General features: G+C 67.6%; 14 protein-coding genes. 5 read left to right on the top strand and 9 right to left on the bottom strand.

Annotated features, from left to right (window positions below; translation table 11 throughout):
• From moaA to ACZ50Q_RS13445, 8 genes are all read right to left on the bottom strand, one after another.
• A complete protein-coding gene (gene moaA / locus ACZ50Q_RS13480) occupies nt 1-999 on the bottom strand; it encodes a GTP 3',8-cyclase MoaA (protein ID WP_464081846.1) in 999 nt (332 codons plus the stop codon).
• Nucleotides 996-1757: a peptidylprolyl isomerase gene (locus ACZ50Q_RS13475; RefSeq protein ID WP_464081845.1), complete on the bottom strand. Its 762-nt coding sequence runs from the start codon at nt 1755-1757 to the stop codon at nt 996-998. Before ACZ50Q_RS13475 ends, moaA begins: the two co-directional genes overlap by 4 nt.
• Nucleotides 1758-1779: 22 nt before the next feature.
• Nucleotides 1780-2463 carry a respiratory nitrate reductase subunit gamma gene (gene narI / locus ACZ50Q_RS13470; protein WP_076520638.1) on the bottom strand — a complete coding sequence of 228 codons (684 nt, stop codon included), beginning with the start codon at nt 2461-2463 and terminating at the stop codon, nt 1780-1782.
• A gap of 18 nt (nt 2464-2481) precedes the next feature.
• Nucleotides 2482-3129 carry a nitrate reductase molybdenum cofactor assembly chaperone gene (gene narJ / locus ACZ50Q_RS13465; protein ID WP_464081844.1) on the bottom strand — a complete coding sequence of 216 codons (648 nt, stop codon included), beginning with the start codon at nt 3127-3129 and terminating at the stop codon, nt 2482-2484.
• A gap of 15 nt (nt 3130-3144) precedes the next feature.
• Nucleotides 3145-4710, bottom strand: a complete 1566-nt coding sequence (gene narH / locus ACZ50Q_RS13460) for a nitrate reductase subunit beta (RefSeq protein WP_464081843.1) — start codon at nt 4708-4710, stop codon at nt 3145-3147.
• Nucleotides 4707-8450 carry a nitrate reductase subunit alpha gene (locus ACZ50Q_RS13455; protein ID WP_464081842.1) on the bottom strand — a complete coding sequence of 1248 codons (3744 nt, stop codon included), beginning with the start codon at nt 8448-8450 and terminating at the stop codon, nt 4707-4709. Before ACZ50Q_RS13455 ends, narH begins: the two co-directional genes overlap by 4 nt.
• A 180-nt stretch (nt 8451-8630) precedes the next feature.
• The gene (locus tag ACZ50Q_RS13450; RefSeq protein WP_464081841.1) at nt 8631-10016 is read right to left on the bottom strand and encodes a NarK family nitrate/nitrite MFS transporter; all 1386 of its coding nucleotides are present in this window, start codon (nt 10014-10016) and stop codon (nt 8631-8633) included.
• A gap of 30 nt (nt 10017-10046) precedes the next feature.
• Complete coding sequence (locus tag ACZ50Q_RS13445; RefSeq protein ID WP_076520633.1) at nt 10047-11306, bottom strand: MFS transporter; 1260 nt, start codon at nt 11304-11306, stop codon at nt 10047-10049.
• 241 nt (nt 11307-11547) lie between these two features.
• Here ACZ50Q_RS13445 and ACZ50Q_RS13440 point away from each other — a divergent pair, with 241 nt between their 5' ends.
• Nucleotides 11548-12804, top strand: a complete 1257-nt coding sequence (locus tag ACZ50Q_RS13440) for an NnrS family protein (protein WP_464081840.1) — start codon at nt 11548-11550, stop codon at nt 12802-12804.
• 12 nt (nt 12805-12816) lie between these two features.
• On the opposite strand, the gene ACZ50Q_RS13435 is transcribed toward ACZ50Q_RS13440, so the two are convergent.
• Nucleotides 12817-13773: a molecular chaperone DnaJ gene (locus ACZ50Q_RS13435; protein WP_464081839.1), complete on the bottom strand. Its 957-nt coding sequence runs from the start codon at nt 13771-13773 to the stop codon at nt 12817-12819.
• Between the two features lie 174 nt (nt 13774-13947).
• Here ACZ50Q_RS13435 and ACZ50Q_RS13430 point away from each other — a divergent pair, with 174 nt between their 5' ends.
• From ACZ50Q_RS13430 to ACZ50Q_RS13415, 4 genes are all read left to right on the top strand, one after another.
• Nucleotides 13948-15189: an efflux RND transporter periplasmic adaptor subunit gene (locus ACZ50Q_RS13430; protein WP_464081838.1), complete on the top strand. Its 1242-nt coding sequence runs from the start codon at nt 13948-13950 to the stop codon at nt 15187-15189.
• A gap of 15 nt (nt 15190-15204) precedes the next feature.
• Nucleotides 15205-18285, top strand: a complete 3081-nt coding sequence (locus ACZ50Q_RS13425) for a multidrug efflux RND transporter permease subunit (protein ID WP_464081837.1) — start codon at nt 15205-15207, stop codon at nt 18283-18285.
• On the top strand, nt 18282-21356 hold the full coding sequence (locus ACZ50Q_RS13420) for an efflux RND transporter permease subunit (RefSeq protein ID WP_464081836.1): 3075 nt from the start codon (nt 18282-18284) through the stop codon (nt 21354-21356). Before ACZ50Q_RS13425 ends, ACZ50Q_RS13420 begins: the two co-directional genes overlap by 4 nt.
• 122 nt (nt 21357-21478) lie before the next feature.
• A complete protein-coding gene (locus ACZ50Q_RS13415) occupies nt 21479-22471 on the top strand; it encodes a polysaccharide pyruvyl transferase family protein (RefSeq protein ID WP_464081835.1) in 993 nt (330 codons plus the stop codon).
• The last annotated feature ends 7 nt before the right edge of the window (nt 22472-22478 follow it).

Here is a 22478-nt window from a genome sequence, read left to right as displayed (position 1 = left end):
TCAGCCTCCCGTCTGCGCCATGAAACGCACGATGCGTTCGGGACGGGCGTTGAATTCGTGGCGCTCCGGCTTGGCGGCGATGCCCGCCACGATGGCCTGGATGAGGTCCGCGTCGCTGGCGCCCGCGCGCAGCAGGCGTCCCAGCGGGACCTGGTCTTCCTGCCCCAGGCAAAGATACAGGGTGCCGTCCACGCCCAGCCGGACGCGGTTGCAGGTGGCGCAGAAATGGCGCGACATCGGCGTGATGACGCCCAGCACGGGCGCGCCCTGCCCGCCCGTCCAGTACCGCGCCGGACCGTTGCGCGATTGCGCCAGCGACGGCACCAGGCCGGCGTCCGCCGCCAGCCGCGCGCCCATCGCGTTCAGGTCGGTGTGCGTGTGGCCCCGTCCGCATTCGCCCATGGGCATGGGCTCGATGAGGCGCAGCACGAAGCCCTGTTCCATCGCGTACGCCAGCAGGCGCCGCACGTCGGATTCGGGCGTGGCGGCGTGCACTACGCTGTTGAGCTTGATCGGGGCAAAGCCGGCCTGCCGCGCCGCCGCCAGTCCGGCCAGCACGGACGCCAGGCAGTCGCGCCCGGTGATCTGCGCGAAGGCCGCGGCGTCCAGCGTGTCCAGGCTGATGTTCAGGCGGTCCACCCCCGCCGCGCGCAGCGACTGCGCATGGCGGGCCAGTTGCGTGGCGTTGGTGGACACGGACAGGTCGCGCAGGCCGGGCATGGCGGCGATGGTGGCGGCCAGCCCGGCCACGCCCTTGCGCAACAGCGGCTCGCCGCCGGTCAGCCGGACCTTGGCGACGCCCAGGCCGACAAACAGCCCGACCAGCCGGGCCATTTCGTCGTGGGACATCCAGTTGGACGGCGTCTCGAACCCCTTGAAATCCTTGGGCAGGCAGTAGCTGCAGCGCAGGTCGCAGCGGTCGGTGACGGACACGCGCAGATAGTCGATGCGGCGGCCGAAGCCGTCCGTCAGGGTGGCAGGCGCAGGCTCGTCCATCATGCGGCGCTCCCGGCGAAGACCCGCTCGGGTTCGCCGTCGTCCAGGTCGATGCCCGAGATCCTGGCCCGCCCCACCAGCAGCTTGGTGTACTGCCGCCAGGCCGTGTCGCGGCTCATGGCGGTGAGCGCCGTGGCGATCTGCCGGGCGACCTGCTCGAAAGGCAGCAGCCGCCCTTCGACACGCCGCGTGACGCGCACGATGTGCAGGCCATGCCGCGTCTGCAGCAATTGCGGCAGCAGCCCGCCTGAGGGCAGCGCGAACACCGCGCGTTCGAATTCCGGCACGGTGTCGCCGCGCCCGAGCTGTCCCAGGTTGCCCCCCACGGCCGCGGACGGGCAGTTGGACTGCGCGCGCGCGACCTCGGCAAAGCGCGACGGGTCCGCCAGCAGGTCGGCCAGCACCACGTTGGCATGCGCTTTCAGCATGTCCAGGTTCACGTCGGGCGTGACCTGGAACAGGATGTGGTCCGCCTCGACCAGCTCGCCCACCATGAAACGCTCGGGGTGCATCTGGTAGAAGCGGCGGCAGGCCGCCTCGTCGGCCTCCGGCGCGGGCGCCTGGCTGGCGAGCAAGGCGCCGATGGCGCTTTCCTCGTCCGAGACGTCCAGGCCCTGGCGGCCGGCCTCGTCCAGCAGCACGCGCCGCAGCACCAGGGCCGTGACGGCCTCGCGCATGGGATTGCCGGCTTCGGCGTGCAGGGGCAGTTCACGTTCCAGATCCGCGTCGTTCAGTTCGACGCCATTGACGATGACAGGCATGGTCGGCTCCTTGGACGAGGGATCAGCGCGGGCGGACCAGCTGCCAGGCGCGGCCCAGATAGCCGACCGACGCGAAGCCGCTCCACACGTGCACCAGGCGGGTGAACGGGAAGATCACGAAGAGCGTCAGGCCCATGAAGAGGTGCGCCTTGAACAGCAGCGGCACGCCGGCGATATAGCTGGCGGCGTCGCCCTGGAAGGTGACGATGTGCTGCGCCCAGGTCATCAGGTGCACCATCATCTCGCCGTCCATGTGGCCGGCCGACAGCACGATGGTGGACAGGCCCAGCAGCAGCGTGACCAGGATCCACAGCAGCAGGAGCTTGTCGCCCGGCCGGGTGGCGCGGGCGATGCGCGGGTCCGTCAGGCGGCGGTGGATCAGGATCAAGAGGCCGATCAGGCACAGCCCGCCCATTACGCCGCCGGCCACCATCGCGACCATCTGCTTCAGGGAATGCGACACGCCCAGCGTGTCCCACACGATGACCGGCGTCAGCAGCCCGACCAGATGCCCGAAGAACAGGCCCAGGATGCCGATGTGGAACAGGATGTTGCCCAGGCGCAGTTGGCCCCGGTGCAGCAGCTGCGAGCTGTCGGACTTCCAGGTGTACTGCTCGCGCTCGAAGCGCGCCAGGCTGCCCAGCAGGAAGACCGTCAGCGCGATGTAGGGATAAATGCCAAAGAGAAACTGATTCAGGGAATTCATGATGCGTCGTCCTGAGCGTTAATGGGTCGCGGGCGAACGGGGATAGAAGCGCACGGTCTGCGCGCCGTCGCCCGAGAACGGCCGCAGCAGCGGCTCCACGCCGTCCGCGCCGGCGCCGAAGATCTCCATCGCCTCGTCCATGTCGCGCACCGGCGCCTCGGTCTGCACGCGCGGGACCACGCGGGATTGGGCCCGCAGCACCGCGAAGATGCAGGCGTAGGGGCTGTCGCCCTTGGCCAGGCGGGCGCCGATGGCCGCGAGCACGTGGATGGCTTCGTCCAGCAGTTCCTGCGCCTTGTCGGGGTCGATGACCCCCAGGAATTCCAGGAACAGCGGCACGTGGTCCGGCAGTTCGGACACCATCGGCTCAAAGCCATGCTCGCGGTAGGTGTCCAGCAGGTCGACCATGGCCTGGCCGCGGTCGCGGCTTTCGCCGTGCACGTGTTCGAACAGGTGCAGCGAGTGCGAGCGGTTGCGGTCGAAGGTGGCGACGTAGTTTTCCTGCAGCGGGATCAGGTCGTTGGCGGCCAGGTAGCCCACCAGCGGCTGCAGGGTTTCCTCGGCGTCCGGATAGGCCGCGATGGCGGCTTCCAGTTCGCCCAGGTGGTCCAGCAGTTCGGGCTCGGGGTAGCACAGCATGGCGGAAAGCAGGCGGTACAGGCTCATGGTTTTCTCCTTTCCTCAGGCCGACACGGCCTTCTTGCGGGACTTGGGCATCTCGATGAAGATTTCGCTGCCTTGCGGCTTGCGGCCGAACAGGGATCCTTCCGACACGCCGCCCGAGCAGCCGTTGCCGAACGTGAAGCCGCAACTGCCCTTTTCGTTGAAGCTGTCCTCGACCACTTCCTTGTGGCTGCTGGGCACGACGAAGCGGTCCTCGTAGTTGGCGATGGCCATGATGCGATACATGTCCTGCACGGTTTCCTCGGACAGGCCCACCTGGTCCAAAAGGGCCGTGTCGCGTTCGCCGTGGACGGTTTCGGACCGCTTGTAGGCGCGCATGGCCAGCATGCGTTCCAGGGCCTGCAGCACCGGCGCTTCCTTGCCGGCGGTCAGCAGGTTGGCCAGGTAGCGCACGGGGATGCGCAACGACGACACGTCGGGGATCATGCCGCTTTTGCCCACGGTGCGCTGCGGCATCTTGCCGGCCTCGGCGGCCGTCTGGATGGGCGACAGCGGCGGGATGTACCAGACCATGGGCAGCGTGCGGTATTCCGGATGCAGCGGGAAGGCGACCTTCCACTGCACGGCCATCTTGTAGACCGGCGAGTTGCGGGCGGCTTCCAGCCACGATTCCGGGATGCCCTGCTCGCGCGCGGCGGCGATCACCTCGGGCGAATGCGGATCCAAAAAGAGACCGAGCTGTTCTTCGTACAGGTCCTGCTCGCTGGCGGTGGACGCGGCGCTTTCGATCTGGTCGGCGTCGTACAGCAGCACGCCCAGGTAACGGATGCGGCCCACGCAGGTTTCCGAGCACACGGTCGGCTGGCCGGCCTCGATGCGCGGATAGCAGAACGTGCACTTCTCGGCCTTGCCGCTGCTCCAGTTGTAGTAGATCTTCTTGTACGGGCAGCCCGAGATGCACATGCGCCAGCCGCGGCACTTGTCCTGGTCGACCAGGACGATGCCGTCGTCTTCGCGCTTGTAGATGGAACCGGACGGGCAGCTCGCGACACAGGCCGGGTTCAGGCAGTGCTCGCACAGGCGCGGCAGGTACATCATGAAGGTGTTCTCGAAGGTCGAGTACATCTCCTTCTGCACGCCTTCAAACAGCGCATCGCGGCTGCGGGCGCTGAATTCGCCGCCCAGGTCGTCTTCCCAGTTCGGGCCCCACTGGATCTTGTCCATCTTCTTGCCGGTCAAGACCGACACCGGACGCGCCGTGGGCGGGGTCTGCGACAGCGGCGCGTTCTGCAGGTGCTCGTAGTCGTAGGTGAACGGCTCGTAGTAGTCGTCGATGGCGGGCAGGTTCGGGTTGGCGAAGAGGTTGGCCAGGATGCGCAGCTTGCCGCCCTGGCGCGGTTCCAGCTTGCCCGCGGCGGTGCGGGTCCAGCCGCCCTTCCACTTTTTCTGGTTCTCCCATTCCTTCGGATAGCCGATGCCGGGCTTGGTTTCCACGTTGTTGAACCAGGCGTATTCGACACCGTCGCGGCTGGTCCAGACGTTCTTGCAGGTGACCGAGCAAGTGTGGCAGCCGATGCACTTGTCCAGGTTCAGCACCATGCCGATTTGGGCGCGTATCCTCATGATTGCTTCTCTTCTTGTTGCAGTTCTTCGACGAGCGGGCCTTCCAGCCAGTCCACCTTGTTCATCTTGCGCACGACCACGAATTCGTCGCGGTTGGCGCCCACGGTGCCGTAGTAGTTGAAGCCGTAGGCCTGCTGGGCGTAGCCGCCGATCATGTGCGTGGGCTTGAGCACGGTGCGCGTGACCGAGTTGTGGATCCCGCCGCGCTTGCCGCTGGTTTCGGCGCCGGGCACGTTCACGATCTTTTCCTGCGCGTGGTACATCAGGCACATGCCGACCGGCACGCGCTGGCTCACGACCACGCGGGCGGTCAGCGTGCCGTTCACGTTGAACACTTCCACCCAGTCGTTGTCGACCAGCCCGGCCTGCTTGGCCTCGGCCTCGGACACCCACACGTGGGGACCGCCGCGCGACAGCGTCAGCATGCGCAGGTTGTCCGAGTACGTGCTGTGGATGCCCCACTTCTGGTGCGGCGTGATCCAGTTCAGGACCAGTTCCTTTTCGCCGTTCGGGTACTTGCCCAGCATGGGCGCGACCGTCTTGGTGTCGATGGCCGGCTTGTACACGCACGAGCCCTCGCCAAAGTCCAGCATCCAGCGGTGATCCTGGTAGAACTGCTGGCGGCCGGTCAGCGTGCGCCATGGGATCAGTTCATGCACGTTGGTATAGCCGGCGTTGTAGCTGACCTCTTCGCTTTCCAGGCCGGACCAGGTGGGCGCCGAGATGATCTTGCGCGGCTGCGCCTGGATGTCGCGGAAACGGATCTTGTCGTGCTCGCGGCCGACGGCCAGGTGCGTGTGGTCGCGTCCGGTGATCTTGCCCAGTGCCTCCCAGGCCTTGACCGACACGTGGCCGTTGGTCTCGGGCGCGAAGGTCAGGATCATTTCGGCCGCGTCGATGGCCGTGTCCAGGCGCGGACGGCCCTGGCTGACGCCGGCTTCGGTGACGCTTTCATTGATGCCGGCCAGTTCGTGGACTTCGTGCTGGGTGTTCCAGTTGATGCCCTTGCCGCCATTGCCCAGCTTGTCCAGCAACGGCCCCACCGACGTGAACTTGCGGTAGATGTCGTTGTAGTCGCGTTCGACCACCGTCATGGACGGCGCGGTCTTGCCGGGGATCAGGTCGCACTCGCCCAGCTTCCAGTCCTTGGGCTCGAAGGCCTGGCCCAGTTCTCCCGGGGTGTCGTGCATCAGCGGGGTCAGCACCAGGTCGCGGCGCTTGCCCAGGTACGGGCCGCCGATGTCGCTGAACTTCTTGGCCAGCAGCTTGTAGATCTCCCAGTCGGTCTTGCTTTCCCAGAGCGGCTGCACGGCTTCGCTCAAGGGGTGGATGAACGGGTGCATGTCGGACGTGTTGAGGTCGTCCTTTTCGTACCAGGTGGCCGTGGGCAACACGATGTCGCCGTACAGGCAGGTGGTGCTCATGCGGAAATCCAGCACCGTCAGCAGGTCCAGCTTGCCTTCGGCGGCGTCTTCCTCGTAGGTGACTTCGGTCGGCTTGATGGCGGCGGCTTCGTCGCCGAACACCGCGTTCTGCGTGCCCAGCAGGTACTTCAGGAAGTACTCGTGGCCCTTGCCGCTGGAGCCCAGGATGTTGGAGCGCCACACGAACATGTTGCGCGGGAAGTTGGCCGGGTCGTCCGGGTTTTCGCAGGACATGCGCAGTTCGCCGGATTTCATCAGCTCGACGGCGTGCGCGACCGGATCCTTGCCCAGGCTGTCGGCCTGCGCCACCACGTCCAGCGGATTGGTGCGCAGCTGCGGGGCCGACGGCAGCCAGCCCATGCGCTCAGCGCGGGCGTTCAGGTCGATCATGCTGAGGTCGCCGTACTTGGCGCGGTCGGCGGTGGGGCCAAGCACTTCCTGCACGTTCAGCTTTTCATGGCGCCACTGGCTGGTGTGCGCATAGAAGAAGGACGTGCCATTCATCTGGCGCGGCGGGCGGACCCAGTCCGCGGCAAAGGCAAGCGGCGCCCAGCCGAACTGCGGACGCAGCTTTTCCTGGCCGACGTAATGTGCCCAGCCGCCGCCGCTCTTGCCCACGCAACCGCACATCATCAGCATGTTGATGATGCCGCGGTAAATCATGTCCATGTGGTACCAGTGGTTCAGGCCGGCGCCGACGATGACCATGGACTTGCCTTCGGTGTCGTGCGCGTTCTGCGCGAACTCGCGCGCCACCTGGATGACCTGCGCGCGCGGCACGCTGGTGTGCTTTTCCTGCCAGGCCGGGGTGTAGGGCACGTCATCGTCGTACGAGGACGCGACGTTGCCGCCGCCCAGGCCGCGGTCCAGGCCGTAGTTGGCCATCTGCAGGTCGTACACCGTGGCGACCAGGGCCTCGCTGCCATCGGCCAGGCGGATGCGGCGGGCCGGCACGTTGCGCACCAGCAGCTCGTCGTGTTCGCTGCCGAAGTACGGGAAGCCCACGCCGACCACCTCGTCCGACTGGCCCACGAGGGTCAGCGTCGGGACGATCTCGCGCCCCGTGCCGCCGTCCTTCGATTCCAGGTTCCAGCGGCCGACCTTCTCGCCGCCGTTCACGGCGCCCTCGCCCCAGCGGAAGCCGATGCTGCCGTTGGGCGCCACCAGGTCGCCGCTGGTCTCGTCCAGCACCAGCGTCTTCCAGTCGGGGTTGTTCTGTTCGCCCAGCGCGTTGTCCAGTTGCGAGGCGCGCAGGAAGTGGTCCGGCGCGTAGAAGCCGTCGCGCTGCTTGAGCTGCACCAGCATCGGCATGTCGGTGTAGCGGCGCACGTAGTCCGTGAAATAGGCCGACTTGCCCGACAGGTGGAATTCCTTGAGGATCACGTGGCCCATGGCCATGGCCAGCGCGGCGTCGGTGCCCTGCTTGGGCGCCAGCCAGATGTCGCCGAACTTGACCATTTCACCGAAGTCGCTGGACACGGCCACCGTCTTGGTGCCTTTGTAGCGGACTTCCGTGTAGAAGTGCGCGTCCGGCGTGCGGGTCTGCGGGACGTTCGAGCCCCACACCATCAGGTAGGTCGAGTTGTACCAGTCGGCCGATTCCGGCACGTCGGTCTGCTCGCCCCAGATCTGCGGGCTGGCGGGGGGAAGGTCGCAATACCAGTCGTAGAAGCTGAGGCAGGCTCCGCCCAAGAGGCTCAGGTAGCGGGCGCCGGCGGCGTAGCTGACCATGGACATGGCGGGGATGGGCGAGAAGCCGATCACGCGGTCCGGACCGTACTTCTTGATGGTGAGCGCGTTGGCGGCGGCAATGATCTCCGTGGCCGTGTCCCAGTCCGCGCGCACGAAGCCGCCCAGGCCGCGCACCGACTTGTAGCGCTTGGCGCGCTTGGGGTCCTGGCTGATCCATTCCCAGGCCGCGATCGGGTCCATGGTCTTGCGGGCCTCGCGCCACATTTCGATCAGGCGGCCGCGGATCATGGGGTACTTCACGCGTTGCGCCGAGTACACGTACCAGCTGTACGACGCGCCGCGGGGACAGCCGCGCGGCTCGTGGTTGGGCAGGTCGGGCCGCGTGCGCGGGTAATCCGTCTGCTGCGTTTCCCAGGTGATCAGGCCGTTCTTGACATACACCTTCCAGGAGCAGGAGCCGGTGCAGTTCACGCCGTGCGTGGAGCGCACCACCTTGTCGTGCTGCCAGCGGGCGCGGTAGGCGTTCTCCCACTTGCGGTCTTCGTTGACCGTTTCGCCGTGACCGTCCGCGAAGGTGGACTTCACCCGCGACATGAACTTCAACCGGTCCAGAAAATGACTCATTGTGTTTCTCCAAGAACGCCGGGCTTCCCGGCGCGTACTGCGATCGATGCTGTTGAAACCACTTTAGGGCTGGGGCGTGCGCCGGACCATTCGCCGGTGGCACAACCAGGGGTCGGCAGAGTGACTAGACACCCGGGCGGGCCGGACTAGCCGGTCCCGGTCCCGGTCCCCATCCGGCCGTCAGCACGGCACGGGCGCGTTGCGGCGCGCGTAGTACCACCAGGTGATGACCATGCAGGTGGCGTAGAAGGCGATGAAGCAGTACAGCGCGGTCTGCACGCTGCCCGTCATCTCCAGCGACGTGCCGAAGCTGCGCGGAATGAAGAAGCCCCCGTACGCCCCGATGGCGCCCGAGAAGCCCAGCACCGCCGCCGATTCCTTGGCGGCGTCCGCCGTGGCCTGCTTTTGCGCGGCCGGCCCCTTGCCCTGGGCGGCCTGCGTGCGCTCACGCAGGAAGATCACGGGAATCATGCGGAACGTCGAGCCATTGCCCACGCCGGTCAGCGCGAACAGCACGATGAACATCGACAGGAAGCCATTGAAGTCGCCCGCGCGGCCGCCGGCCGGCAGGAACATCATCACGCCGGCCACCGCCGCGATCATCCCGGCGAAGGTGAACAGCGTGACCCGCGCGCCGCCCAGCTTGTCCGAGATCCAGCCCCCCACGGGGCGCGTCAGGGACCCCACCAGCGGGCCCAGGAACGCATAGGCCATCGGGTTCACCGTCGGGAACAGGGTCTTGGTCAGCATGGCGAAACCCGCCGAGAAGCCGATGAAGGACCCGAAGGTGCCCACGTACAGCCAGCACATCAGCCAGTTGTGCTTGCGCTTGAAGATCACGGCCTGGTCGGCGAAAGAGGCGCGCGCGTCGGCGATGTCGTTCATGCCGAACCACGCCGCGATCGACGCCAGCGCGATGGGCAGCACCCAGATGAAGCCGGCGTTCTGCAGCCACAGGTTCTGCTGCGCGCCGTTGGCGGTGATGACCTGGGGCTCGCCGCCGGCCACGCCGAAGACGCCCACCGAGATCACGACCGGCACCACGAACTGCACCAGCGACACGCCCAGGTTGCCGATCCCCGCGTTCAGGCCGGTGGCCAGGCCCTTCTTTTCCTTGGGAAAGAAGAAGCTGATGTTGGCCATGCTGGAACTGAAGTTGCCGCCGCCCAAGCCGCACAAGAGCGCCAGGATCAGCAGCGTCGGAAACGAGGTGGTCGGGTCGCGCAGCGCGAAGCCCATGCCCAGCGCCGGAATCAGCAGCGAGGCGGTCGAGATGGCGGTCCACTTGCGCCCGCCGAAGACGGGCACCAGGAAGGAGTAGAAGATACGCAGCGTGGCGCCCGACAGCGCGGGCAGCGCCGTCAGCCAGAAAAGCTGGTTCTTGGACAGCATGAAGCCGGCGCGGTCCAGGTTGACCACGACCACGCTCCACAGCATCCAGATGCTGAACGCCAGCATCAGCGCCGGGATCGAGATCCACAGATTGCGGTTGGCGACGCGCGCGCCGGTCTGTTTCCAGAAACCGGGATTATCCGGTTCCCAGCGCGCAAGAACATGAGTGGACATGGGATTCTCTCAGGGGGTGGGGGTGGTGGGTCAGGCGGCTTGCTGCCGGGCGATGGCCGCGCTTTCGGGCCGGAAACTGAAATGCATGAAGACGAGCGAAACGCAGACGGTGCCGTACAGCAGCATGAACGCGCTGGAGCGGATGCCCGTCAGGTCCAGCAGCACGCCGAACATGATGGGGAGCACGAAGCCGCCCAGGCCGCCGGCCAGGCCGACGATGCCGGACACGGCGCCGATGTTGCCGCTGAACTCATCGGAGATGAACTTGAAGACCGAGGCCTTGCCGATGGCCATCGCGATGCCCACGATGAACAGCAGGATCGTGAACGTGACGGGGCCCAGGGCGATGCCGAACGAGCGCGGGCCGCCGGCGGTCAGAATGGTGAACTCGGTTTGCGGGTAGCTCAGGATGAAGAACGCGACCCAGCACACCCACATCACCCACCAGGTGGTCTTGTAGGCGCCGTAGCGGTCGGAGATCCAGCCGCCCAAGGCGCGCAGCACGCCGCCGGGCAGCGAGAAACATGCGGCCAGCAGCGCGGCCAGCTTCATGTCGAAGCCGTATTCGCCGATGTAGTACTTGGTCATCCAGAGCGCCAGCGCCACGTAGCCGCCGAACACCACCGAGTAGTACTGGCAGTAGCGCCAGACGCGCGGGTCCTTGAGCATGGCGAACTGGGCCGACAGCGACGCGCCGCCTGCGACGCGGTGCGAGGGATCGGACGACGAAAACAGCCAGAAGAGGATCGCGGTGACCAGCAGCGCCACGGCGTACACCTGCGGCACGATGACCCACGCGCCGCCGGCGGAGGCGATCAGCGCGGGCGCCACGAACTTGGTGATGGCCGAGCCGGAATTGCCGGCGCCGAAGACGCCCATCGCCAGGCCCTGCTTGTTGCGCGGGAACCAGCGGGCCACGTAGGGCGTACCCACCGAGAACGAACCGCCGGTCAGGCCGACGAAAAGCGCCAGCACCAGGAAGTGCCAGTACTCGGTGGCGTAGGACAGCAGCCAGATCGGCGCCACCGCCAGCAGCATCAGCACAAAGAACACGGGACGGCCGCCGTAGCGGTCGGTCCAGATGCCCAGGGGCACCCGGACAAGAGAGCCGGTCAGGACCGGCATGGCGGCCAGCAGGCCGAATTGCGTTTCGGACAGGCCGAGCTGGTTCTTGATGGGAATGCCCAGCACGGCGAAGATCATCCACACCGCAAAGCAGATGGTGAAGGCAAACGTACTGGATATCAGGACCCGCATCGGCGCGCCGGCCGAGGATTGATGTGCTGCCATGGTTAGTCTCGCTTTTGCTGACGAATTCCTATGTGGCTAGCCTAAGGAGGCCGCCTACGGCTCACCATTCCCCAGCCGGCCAAAGGGGCATTTCCGATGTGCCTAGTCATGCGGGCGATCCGGCCAGGCTTGCGCTGGATCAATTCCAGCCGACACGGCGGCCGGCCCGCGGAGTTAATATGTATTTCAAATACACGTTCAAAACCGCAACCCCGCGCCGGCATGGCGCAAGGGCCAGACCATGACGACGCTGCTCTCCATCGAAGAACCCGCACGGCCCGCGCGCCGCCCGCCGCCCTCCTGGGCCGCTTTCACCGAAATGGGGTTTCGCCCGCTCTACCTGGCCGGGTGTTGCTGGGCGCTGATTTCCGTGCTGCTGTGGGTGCATGCGCCCGCGCGCCTGACGGGCGTGCTGAACGGCATGTTCTGGCACGCGCACGAAATGCTGTGGGGCTTTGTGGCGACGATTGCCGTGGGCTTTCTGCTGACGGCGGGGGCCAACTGGACCGGTAGGAACCCGCTGCGCGGCAATCCGCTGGCCGTCCTGTGCGCACTGTGGATCGTGGCGCGCGTGGGCTACCTCGTGCCCGGCCGGCCCGCCTTCCTGGTCGCCGCGGCGGTCGATGTGCTGTTCTTCGCGTGGGCGGCCGGCGCGCTGGGACGCGCGGTCGCCGTCACGCGCAATCAGCGCAACTACGGCGTGCCCTTCCTGCTGCTGGCGCTGGGCGCGACCAACGCGCTGTATCTCTGGGCCACGGTCCAGGGCGACTACCTGACGCTGATGCGCTATTTCAACGCCGGCCTGCTGTCCATGGCCGTGCTGACCCTGCTGATCGCGCGCCGCGTCATGCCGTTTTTCGCCAAGCGCGCCGTCGCCGGGCTGGACATTCCCCCCCACACCCGCAGCGGCCATTGGCAATTGGGCGCCGGCATCGTCGCCATCGCCTGCCTGCTGGCGGGCGCGCAGCAGGCCGCCGCGCTGGCGCTGGCGGCAAGCGGCGCGGTCGCGCTGGTCCAGTGGGTGTCATGGAAACCGTGGGCCGTGCGCCGCGTGCCGTTGCTGTGGATCCTCTATGCCGGCTACCTCGGCCTGGGCATCGGCTTGCTGGTGGGCGCCGCGCAACTGGGCGGATTTGTTGTGCGGCAGGCGTGGCCGGCCCACGTCATCGGCGTTGCGGGATTCTCGGTGCTGATCCTGGGTATGGTGACGCGCACCGCGCTGGGCCACCTGGGCCGCCCGCTGCAGACGGACCGCAGCATGGTCGTGAGCTACGCGCTGATGATCCTGGCGGCCCTGCTGCGGCTGGCGGCCTTGCTGCCCACGGCCGCCACGCTGGGCCTGCTGCATGCGTCGGCCACCGCCTGGGCGCTGGCGCTGGGCCTGTACCTGTGGCGGTTCTTCCCGATGATGATCCGGCCGCGCGCGGACGCCGCGGCCAGGCCGGCGGCGCCGGTCATGCGGGTGATGCCGGTGTCGCGGCCCAAGGGCGCCGATTGACGGCAGGACCCGTCAACGCCGCCCTTCGCGGCGCTCCATCGCGGCGACTTCGCGCCGCATCGCCTTCACCCAGGCCTTGAGCAGCGACTCGTCCGAGAACTGCATGACCTCGTGCTCCAGCTCCTGGATGTATTCCTGGACATCCTTGATGTCGGCATCCAGCTCTTCCATCACCGTGTCCGGGTCAAAGGACGCGAACGGGTCCAGTTCATAGCGCAGCTTGAAGCCTTCCTCGGCGAACTCGACCTGGCTGAGAACCTCATCGAGCTGGGCGGCGAGCACCGCGTTGGCCTCCTGCAGCCCGCTGTCGGGAATGTCGCTGGCAGGCTGCACGACGGCCTGCAACGCGGGGGCCTGCGCGGCCTGGGCCAGCCGGTCGTGTTCGGCCTGCTGCAACGCCTGCCAGGCCGCGGCGTTCGGCACGGACGGCAGCTTCACGGCGCGGGCGTACTCCAGCAATTCTTCCGCGTCCTCGTCGTCGTATTGATCCTGAATGACCTGCAGCAACTGCATGGGCGACAGCGTGTCCAGGTCGGCGTCGTCCAGGTCCAGCGCGTCGGCCAGCTCGTCGCGCGCGCTTTCCACCAGTCCGGCCAGATGCGCATCGTAGTCGGCGCGGCTGTGCTTCTTGTAGAGCGTCCTGAGCCGCGCCGTGTCGCAGCCTGCGGGCAGCTCGGTCTTGGCCGACAGCACCAGCAGCTCTTCCGCGAATTCCGTGACCAGTTCGGACACGAACTGGCGTTCGGACTTGGACAGGCCCATTTCCTTGTTCGCGTGATCAAAACACAGCACCAGCTTGTAGCGCAGCTGATTGAGCTTTTCTTCCAGCGGACGCAGCGCCTGCGTGTACTTGCGCTGGTATTCCGATTCGACCTGCTGCCACTGCGCCAGCCGGGCGCGCTCGGCCGCCAGCCTTTCCTGCAGGCGCTCGCATAACTCACGCGGACTTTCGAGGGATTTTTCGCCCATGGACCCACTCCTTGCAAACTCGGTATTGAAAACAGCCGCCACTCTAAACGATACCGGCGCCCAAGGCCGGCGCGATACGCGCAAACCCTGCTTGATCGTCGGCCTTAATAACGCTAATCATTATTATTAATATAGAATCTCGCCTGTCCGCTACCCCCTTGCCTGGCAGCCCTGATGTCCCTGCGCTCCCTTGCGGGCCCCTCCCCTACACGCTCCCGCCTGATCCTGATCGCGGCCGCCCTGTTGCTGGCCCTGCTGATCGGAGCGGCGGCCTGGCTCGCGGGCGACAAGGGCTCTGCTGCTCCGCCGTTGCCCAACTACGGAAAACTGCCCGTCGCGGTCAGCGTCGCCGCCGCGCGCATCGGCCCGCTGCAGCGCGACCTGCACGCGCTGGGCACCATCACCCCGCTGGCGCAGGTCACCGTACGCAGCCAGGTCGACGGCGAACTGATCCGGCTGCACTACACCGAAGGCCAGGCCGTGGCCCGGGGCCAGTTGCTGGCGGAGATCGATCCGCGCCCGTACCTGACCGCGCTGGCGTCGGCCGAGGGCGAACTGGCGCAGACGCAGGCGCTGCTGGACAACGCCGAAGCGGACCTGCGGCGTTACCGCAAGCTGGCGCGCCAGGAGGCCGTGGCGGGCCAGCAGCTCGATGCCGCCGAAGCCCAGGTGCGCGCCTATGCCGCGCAGCGCCAGAAGCACCAGGCGCAGGTCGCCGATGCCCGGCGCCTTCTGGACCTGACCCGCATCGTCGCGCCGCACGCCGGCCGTGTCGGGCTGCGGCGCGTCGACGCGGGCAACCAGGTGCGCGCGGCCGACGCCGACGGCTTGACCACCCTGGTGCAGATGGCGCCCATCTCGGCCCTGTTCAGCATTTCGGAGACCCGCCTGGACATCCTGCGACGAGCCCAGGCCGACAACCCGGTACTGCGCGTGCAGGCCTGGGACGCCGATGACCGCCGGATCCTTGCCGAAGGCACGCTGGAGGCGCTGGACAACCGCATCCAGGCCGCCAGCGGCACGGTGCGGCTGCGCGCCCGCTTCGACAATGCCGACGAATCGCTGTTTCCCAATCAGTTCGTGAACATCCGGCTGGCCGTGGTGCAGCGGGACAACGTGGTGACCATCCCGAGCGCCGCGGTGCAGTACGGTTCCGAAGGCGCGTTCGTGTTCGTCATCGGCGACGATGCCCGGGCGACGCGCCGGGTGCTGGAACTGGGCCCGGCCAACGCCGGCCGCATCGTCGTGCTGGCGGGCCTGGCCCCGGACGAGCGCGTCGTGGTCGAAGGCGTGGACCGCCTGCACGATGGCCGCGCCGTGCAGGTCGTCGACCAGCACATCGCCCCGCACATCGACCCGCAAGTCGACCCGCAAATTGCCCCGCAAGCTGCCCGGCGCATCGACCCGCAAGGCTAGCAAAAGGAATCCCGCATGAGCCTGTCGCGCCCCTTCATCCTGCGCCCGGTCGCCACGTCCTTCCTGATGATCGCCCTGCTGCTGTCGGGCCTGTTGGCCCTGCGCATGCTGCCCGTGGCCGCGCTGCCGCAGGTCGACTACCCCATCATCCAGGTGACCACGCCGTATCCCGGCGCCAGTCCCAACGTGACCGCGCGCGCCGTCACGGCGCCGCTGGAGCGCCGCTTCGGGCAGATCCCGGGCCTCAAGCAGATGTCCTCCACCAGCGGCAGCGGCATCTCGGTCATCACGCTGCAGTTCGCCCTGGACGTGCCGCTGGGCGTGGCGGAACAGGAGGTGCAGGCGGCCATCAGCGCCAGCGATTCGCTGCTGCCGAACGACCTGCCCACGCCGCCCGTCTACCGCAAGGTCAACCCGGCGGACGTGCCGATCCTGACGCTGGCGGTCACGTCCGATTCCCTGCCCCTGCCCAAGGTCTACGATCTGGTCGACACGCGCATGACCCAGCGGCTGTCGCAGCTCTCGGGCGTGGGCATGGTCAGCCTGGCCGGCGGACAGCGCCCGGCCGTGCGCGTGCAGGTCAATCCGATGGCGCTGGCCGCGCGCGGGCTGCAGTTGTCAGACGTGCAGGAGGCCATCGCCAAGGCCAATTCCAACCAGCCCAAGGGCAGCTTCGATGGTCCGGTGCGGTCCGTCATCATGGACGCCAATGACCAGCTCCAGAGCGCCGAGGAATACCGCGAGCTGATCGTCGCCTGGAAGAACGGCGCGCCGGTTCGCCTGGGCCAGATCGCCACGGTCGAGGACGGGGCCGAGGACCGCTACCTGGCCGCCTGGGTCGACAGCCAGCCCGCCGTGCTGGTGAACATCCAGCGCCAGCCCGGCGCCAACGTCATCGCCGTGGCCGACCAGGTCAAGGCGCTGCTGCCGCAACTGACCGCCAGCCTGCCCGCGGCCGTGCAGGTCCGCATCCTGACCGACCGCACCGACAGCATCCGCGCGTCGGTGCGCGGGGTGCAGTGGGAGCTGGCCTTCGCCGTGGGCCTGGTGGTGCTGGTGACGTTCCTGTTCCTGCGCAACCTGCCCGCCACCCTGATCCCCAGCCTGGCCGTGCCGCTCTCCCTGATCGGCACCTTCGGCTTCATGTACCTGGCCGGCTTTTCCACCAACAACCTCACGCTGATGGCGCTGACGATCGGCGCGGGCTTCGTCGTGGACGACGCCATCGTCATGCTGGAGAACATCGCGCGCTACCGCGAACAAGGCCACAGCCCCATGGCCGCCGCGCTCAAGGGCGCGGGGCAGATCGGCTTTACGCTGGTGTCCCTGACCCTGTCGCTGATCGCGGTGCTGATTCCGCTGCTCTTCATGGAAGACGTGGTGGGCCGGCTGTTCCGCGAGTTCGCCATCACCCTGGCCGTCGCCATCCTGATCTCGCTGGCGGTGTCGCTGACCTTGACGCCCATGATGTGCGCGCGGCTGCTGCCCGCGCACGCCCCCGCGCGGCCCGGGCTGCTGGACCGCTTGCAGGCGCGCTATGCCGGATGGCTGGACGTGACGCTGCGCCACCAGCGGCTGACCCTGCTGGCGATGCTGGCAACCGTGGCGCTCACCGGCCTGCTGTACCTGGCGGTGCCCAAGGGCTTCTTCCCGGTGCAGGACGGCGGCGTGCTGCAGGGCGTGACCCAGTCGGCGCAAAGCACGTCGTTCGACGCCATGTCGCGCCGCCAGCAGGCGGTGGCGCAGCGCCTGCTGGCCGATCCGGACGTCGCCACCCTGTCGTCCTTCATCGGCATCGACGGCATGAACGCCACGCTGAACACGGGGCGGCTGCTGGTCAACCTCAAGCCCTGGCACGAACGCAGCGCGCCGCTGGCCGACATCATGGCGCGGCTGGACGCGCGCGCCCGCGAGGTGCAGGGCATTTCGCTCTATCTGCAACCCGTGCAGGAACTCAACATCGAAGACCGCGTCAGCCGCGGCCAATACCAGTTCAGCCTGACCTCGCCCGACGGCGCGCTGCTGTCGCGCTGGACCGCCGCGCTGATGCAGCGGCTGGCCCAGGCGCCCGAGCTGGCCGATGTGTCGTCCGATCTGCAGGGCGGAGGGCGACAGGCGTATCTGGAGGTCTCGCGCGACGCCGCCGCGCGCCTGGGCGTCACGATGGACGACGTGGCGCAGGCGCTCTACAACGCCTTCGGCCAGCGCCAGGTCGCCACGCTGTTCACCCAGTCCAACCAGTACCGCGTGGTGCTGGAAGTGGACCGGTCGATGGCGACCAGCCCCGAGGCGCTGGAACGCATCCATCTGCAGACGGAAAACGGGCAGGCCATTCCGCTGTCCGCCCTGGCCACCGTGAGCGAGCGCGCCGCGCCGCTGGCGGTCAATCACCTGTCCCAGTTCCCGGCGGTGAACCTGTCGTTCAACCTGCCGCCCGGCGGCTCGCTGGGCCAGACCATCGCCGCCATCGAGGCGGCCCGGCAAGAGATCGGCATGCCCGAAAGCGTGGAGCTGCGCCTGCAGGGCGCGGCGTCCGCCTTCCAGGCGTCGCTGTCCAACACGCTGTGGCTGATGCTGGCGGCGGTGGTGACCATGTACCTGGTGCTGGGCATGCTGTATGAAAGCGCGATCCATCCGGTCACCATTCTGTCCACCCTGCCCTCGGCCACCGTGGGCGCGCTGCTGGCCCTGCTGATCACGGGCCGGCCGCTGGACCTGATCGCCGTCATCGGCATCATCCTCCTGATCGGACTGGTCAAGAAGAACGGCATCATGATGGTGGACTTTGCGCTGGAGGCCGAGCGCACGCGCGGCCTCGCGCCCCAGGACGCGATCCGCGAGGCCGCGCTGCTGCGGCTGCGGCCCATCTTGATGACGACGCTGGCCGCCCTGTTCGGCGCGCTGCCGCTGATGCTGGCGACGGGTTCCGGCGCCGAACTGCGCCAGCCGCTGGGCTGGGTCATGGTTGGAGGACTGCTGGTCAGCCAGGTCCTGACGCTGTTCACCACGCCCGCCGTCTACCTCTTCTTCCACCGTCTGGGCCATCGGCGCGCCCAGGCCACGCCCGCGCCCGGCGCCGAAGGCCCCGCCCCATGATCCGGGCGCTGCTGCACCGGCCGGTCGCCTGCATTTTCCTGGCGCTGGCGCTGACCCTGCTTGGCGCCGTCGCCTGGCGGCTGCTGCCGGTGGCGCCGCTGCCCCAGGTGGATTTTCCGACCATCGAGGTGCGGGCCGACCTGCCGGGCGCCAGCCCCGAGAGCATGGCCAGCACGGTGGCCGCGCCGCTGGAGCGGGCGCTGGGCAGCATCGCGGGCGTCAGTTCCATGAGTTCGTCCAGCAACCAGGGATCGACCCGCGTGCAGCTTCAGTTCGAGCTGGACCGGAACATCGACGAAGCCGCGCGCGACGTGCAGGCCGCGATCAACGCCGCGCGGGCCGAACTGCCCGCGGGCATGCCCGGCAATCCCACTTACCGCAAGGTCAACCCGTCGCAGGCGCCCATCATGGCGCTGGCGATCAGCTCCGCCACCCGGCCCGCCGGCCAGCTCTACGACCTGGGGTCGACGGTGCTGGCGCAGAAGATTTCGCAGATCGGCGGCGTGGGCGAAGTGACCCTGGGCGGCAGCTCGCTGCCCGCGGTGCGGGTGCAGGTCAATCCCAATGCGCTGGCCCACTACGGCGTGGCGCTGGACGACGTGCGGGAGGCGATTTCGGACGCCGCGCCCATGGGCCCGCAAGGCCAGCTCGATTCGGCCGCGCGGCGCTGGGAAGTCGGCACGCCCGAGCAGCCGCGCCGCGCGAGCGACTACGACAGCCTGATCGTGCGCTACCAGAACGGCGCCGTGATCCGGCTGTCGCAGGTGGCGCGCGTCAGCGACTCGGTCGAAAACCGCTACAGCAGCGGTTTCCACAACGGCAATCCGGCGGTGGTGCTGACGATCAGCCGCCAGCCGGGTTCGAACATCATTGAAACCATCGAGGCCATCAACCAGGCGCTGCCAGGCCTGCGCCAGCTGATGCCCGCCGACGTGGACCTGACCGTGGCGCTGGACCGTTCGCCGGGTATCAAGGCCACGCTGCGCGAAGCCCACATCACCTTGGCGCTGGCCGCCGGGCTGGTGATCCTGGTGGTGTGGCTGTTCCTGGGCAACGCCCGCGCCGCCGCGATTCCCAGCGTGGCGATTCCCGTGTGCCTGATCGCCACGTTTGCCGTCATGTTCGCGTGGGGCTTTTCGCTGAACAACCTGTCGCTGATGGCGCTGATCGTGGCGGCGGGGCTGGTGGTGGACGACGCCATCGTCGTGCTGGAGAACATCTCGCGCCACCTCGAACGCGGGCTCACCCCGGTCAAGGCCGCGCTGCGCGGCGTGCGCGAAGTGGGCTTCACCCTGGTCGCCATGACGGTGGCGCTGAGCGTGGTTTTCGTGTCCATCCTCTTCATGGGCGGGCTGGTGGAGCGGCTGTTCCGCGAGTTCTCCATCACGCTGGTGGCCGCCACCGTGATTTCGCTGGTGGTGTCCGTGGCCATCATCCCGGCGCTGTGCGCGCGCTGGCTGCGCCCCGCGGGCCACGTCGCGCCGCGGCCTTCGCGCCTGCAGGCGGCCTTTGCCCGCGTGCACCACTGGTACGGGACGTCGTTGGCGCGCGTGCTGGGCCATGCCCGGCTGACGCTGCTGATCCTGGCCGGCGTCGTCGGCCTGAATGTCTATCTGTACGTCCAGGCCCCCAAGGGCTTTCTGCCGGTCCAGGACACCGGCCAGCTCATGGGCTTCGTGCGCGGCGACGACGGCTTTTCGTTCCAGGTCATGCAGCCCAAGATCGACCAATACCGGCAACTGGTGCTCAAGCACCCGGCCGTGCAGGACGTCATCGGCTACAACGGCGGCGGCCTGGGCATCAGCAATTCGCTCTTCCTGATCCGCCTGAAGCCCGCGTCCGAACGCAAGGAGTCCTCCACCGAGGTCATCAACTGGATGCGCATGAACACCCCCGCGGTGCCAGGCGGGATGTTCTTCCTGAACGTGGACCAGGACCTGCGCATGCCCGGCGGCCTCGGCAATTCCGGCGACCACGAACTGGCCATCATGGCCAGCGACGTGCCGGCTTTGCGCGAATGGTCGCGCAAGATCTCCCGCGCCATGCAGGACATCCCCGAACTGCGCGACGTGGACGCCCAGGGCGACGGCGCCACGCAGCAGGTCGTGATCGACATCGACCGCAGCGGCGCACAGCGGCTGGGGGTGGACATGGAGACCGTCAGCAGCGTGCTGAGCAATTCATTCAGCCAGCGCCAGGTCGCCACCCTGTACGACGCCATGAACCAGTACCGCGTCGTGCTGGAGCTGGACCCGCGCTACACCGAAGACCCCGAAGTCCTGGAGCAGGTGCATGTGGTGGCGGCGGACGGCAGCCGCGTCCCGCTGACCGCCTTTGCCACCTACGACAACGGGCTGGTCAACGACCGCGTCTACCACGACGGCCTCTTCGCGGCCGTGTGGGTGGGCTTTTCGTTGGCCCCGGGCGTGTCGCTGGAACAGGGGCTGGCCGCCATCGACGCCGCCATGGCGAAACTGATGGTGCCCTCGCACATCCAGACCCGGCTGGGCGGCGATGCCCGCAACTTCCAGCAAAGCCTGCAGGACCAGCCCTGGCTGATCCTGGCCGTGCTGGTCGCCATCTATCTGGTGCTGGGCATCCTGTATGAAAGCCCCCTGCATCCGCTGACCATCCTGTCCACGCTGCCCTCCGCGGGCGTGGGCGCGCTGCTGGCGTTGCGGCTGGCCGGCATCGAATTCACCCTGATCGCGCTGCTGGGCCTGTTCCTGCTGGTTGGCATCGTCATGAAAAACGCCATCCTGATGATCGACTTCGCCCTCAGCCTGGAGCGCCGCGAAAACCTGACCCCCGAACAGGCCATCCACCGTGCCGCCCTGCTGCGCCTGCGGCCCATCGTCATGACCAACCTGGCCGGCCTGCTCGGCGCCTTGCCGCTGGTGCTGGGCATGGGCGAAGGCTCTGAACTGCGCCGCCCGCTCGGCGTCGCCATCGTGGGCGGGTTGATGATCAGCCAGTTCCTGACGCTGTACACGACGCCGATCGTGTATCTGGCGCTGGAGCGGCTGCGCCTGCGATTCGGGTCGGCGTGGCGGCGGCGAGCGCCGCGCTGACGGGCGCCGGCGCGACGGGCGCGGAACCGCCGCCCAGGACGCACATCTCAATAATTTACAATTTGTGGCGGACGTAATCACCGATGACCGGTCACCGTCCGGACTCCACCCACGCAGAACCTATGACCACGCAGAAAATCGGCTACCTCGAATTCAGATACGGCGCCAACCCGAAGCGCCGCACCGCCAACGTCGGCGACAGCATCCAGTCCATCGCCGTACGACGCTTGCTCAAGCGCCTGGGCGTCGACGACGCCAACATCGTCGGCATCGATCGCGATTCCCTGCGCAACTACGATGGCGCGCCGGTCAAGCTCATCATGAACGGCTGTTTCCACGAGGGCTGCTTTCCCCTGTCCCCCCAGATCGAGCCTGTTTTCTTCGGCTTCAACGCCGAAAGCGAATCGGTCGTCGCCGACAACAAGGCGCTGTTTCGCAAGCACCAACCCATCGGCTGCCGGGACAACGCCACCAAACGCCTGTTCGACAAGCATCGCATCGCGGCCTTCGTGACGGGCTGCGCGACGCTCACCCTCGACCGGCGCGAACATGCCGTGGAAGGCGGCAAGCCGGTCATCGCGTTCGGCGCGGGATCCGGCGTGCTGCAGCAAAAGCTGCTCGAGAACATTCCCAAGCCCATCCTGGAACGCGCGCGCCTCATCTACCAGCGCGAACCGGTCAGCGAGATCCCGCTGAGCGACGCGTCGGTCGCCAAGATGGACGATTTGGCGCAGTCCTATCTGGACATCTACAAGAACGAGGCGTCCATCGTCGTGACGCCGCTGCTGCACGTTGCCAGTCCCTGCATCGCCATGGGCATTCCGGTCGTGCTGGCGCGGCGCGACCGGGACGACCGGTTTACGGCGATCGACCGGCTGCTTCCGGTGTATACGCCCGCCGAGTTCTCATCCATCGACTGGCAAGTGCGGACCCTGAACGTCGAGGAACTGAAAGCCGCCATGGTGAACGTGGCGCGCCAACTGCTGCAGGACGCCCCGCCCGCGCAGGGCGATCTCGACGTCCTGGCCACGCGCTACGGCGCGCCCCCGTTGCTGCAGCCGCCCCACGCCTCGTCTCCTGGCTGGCGACTGCGCAAACTCTTCGGCCGGCGTTGACCCGCAC

The sequence above is a fragment of the Achromobacter sp. T5-5 genome, assembly GCF_055397965.1.
The sequence above is the reverse complement of the archived record's forward strand: the minus strand, read 5'-3'. Positions and strand labels throughout refer to the sequence as shown.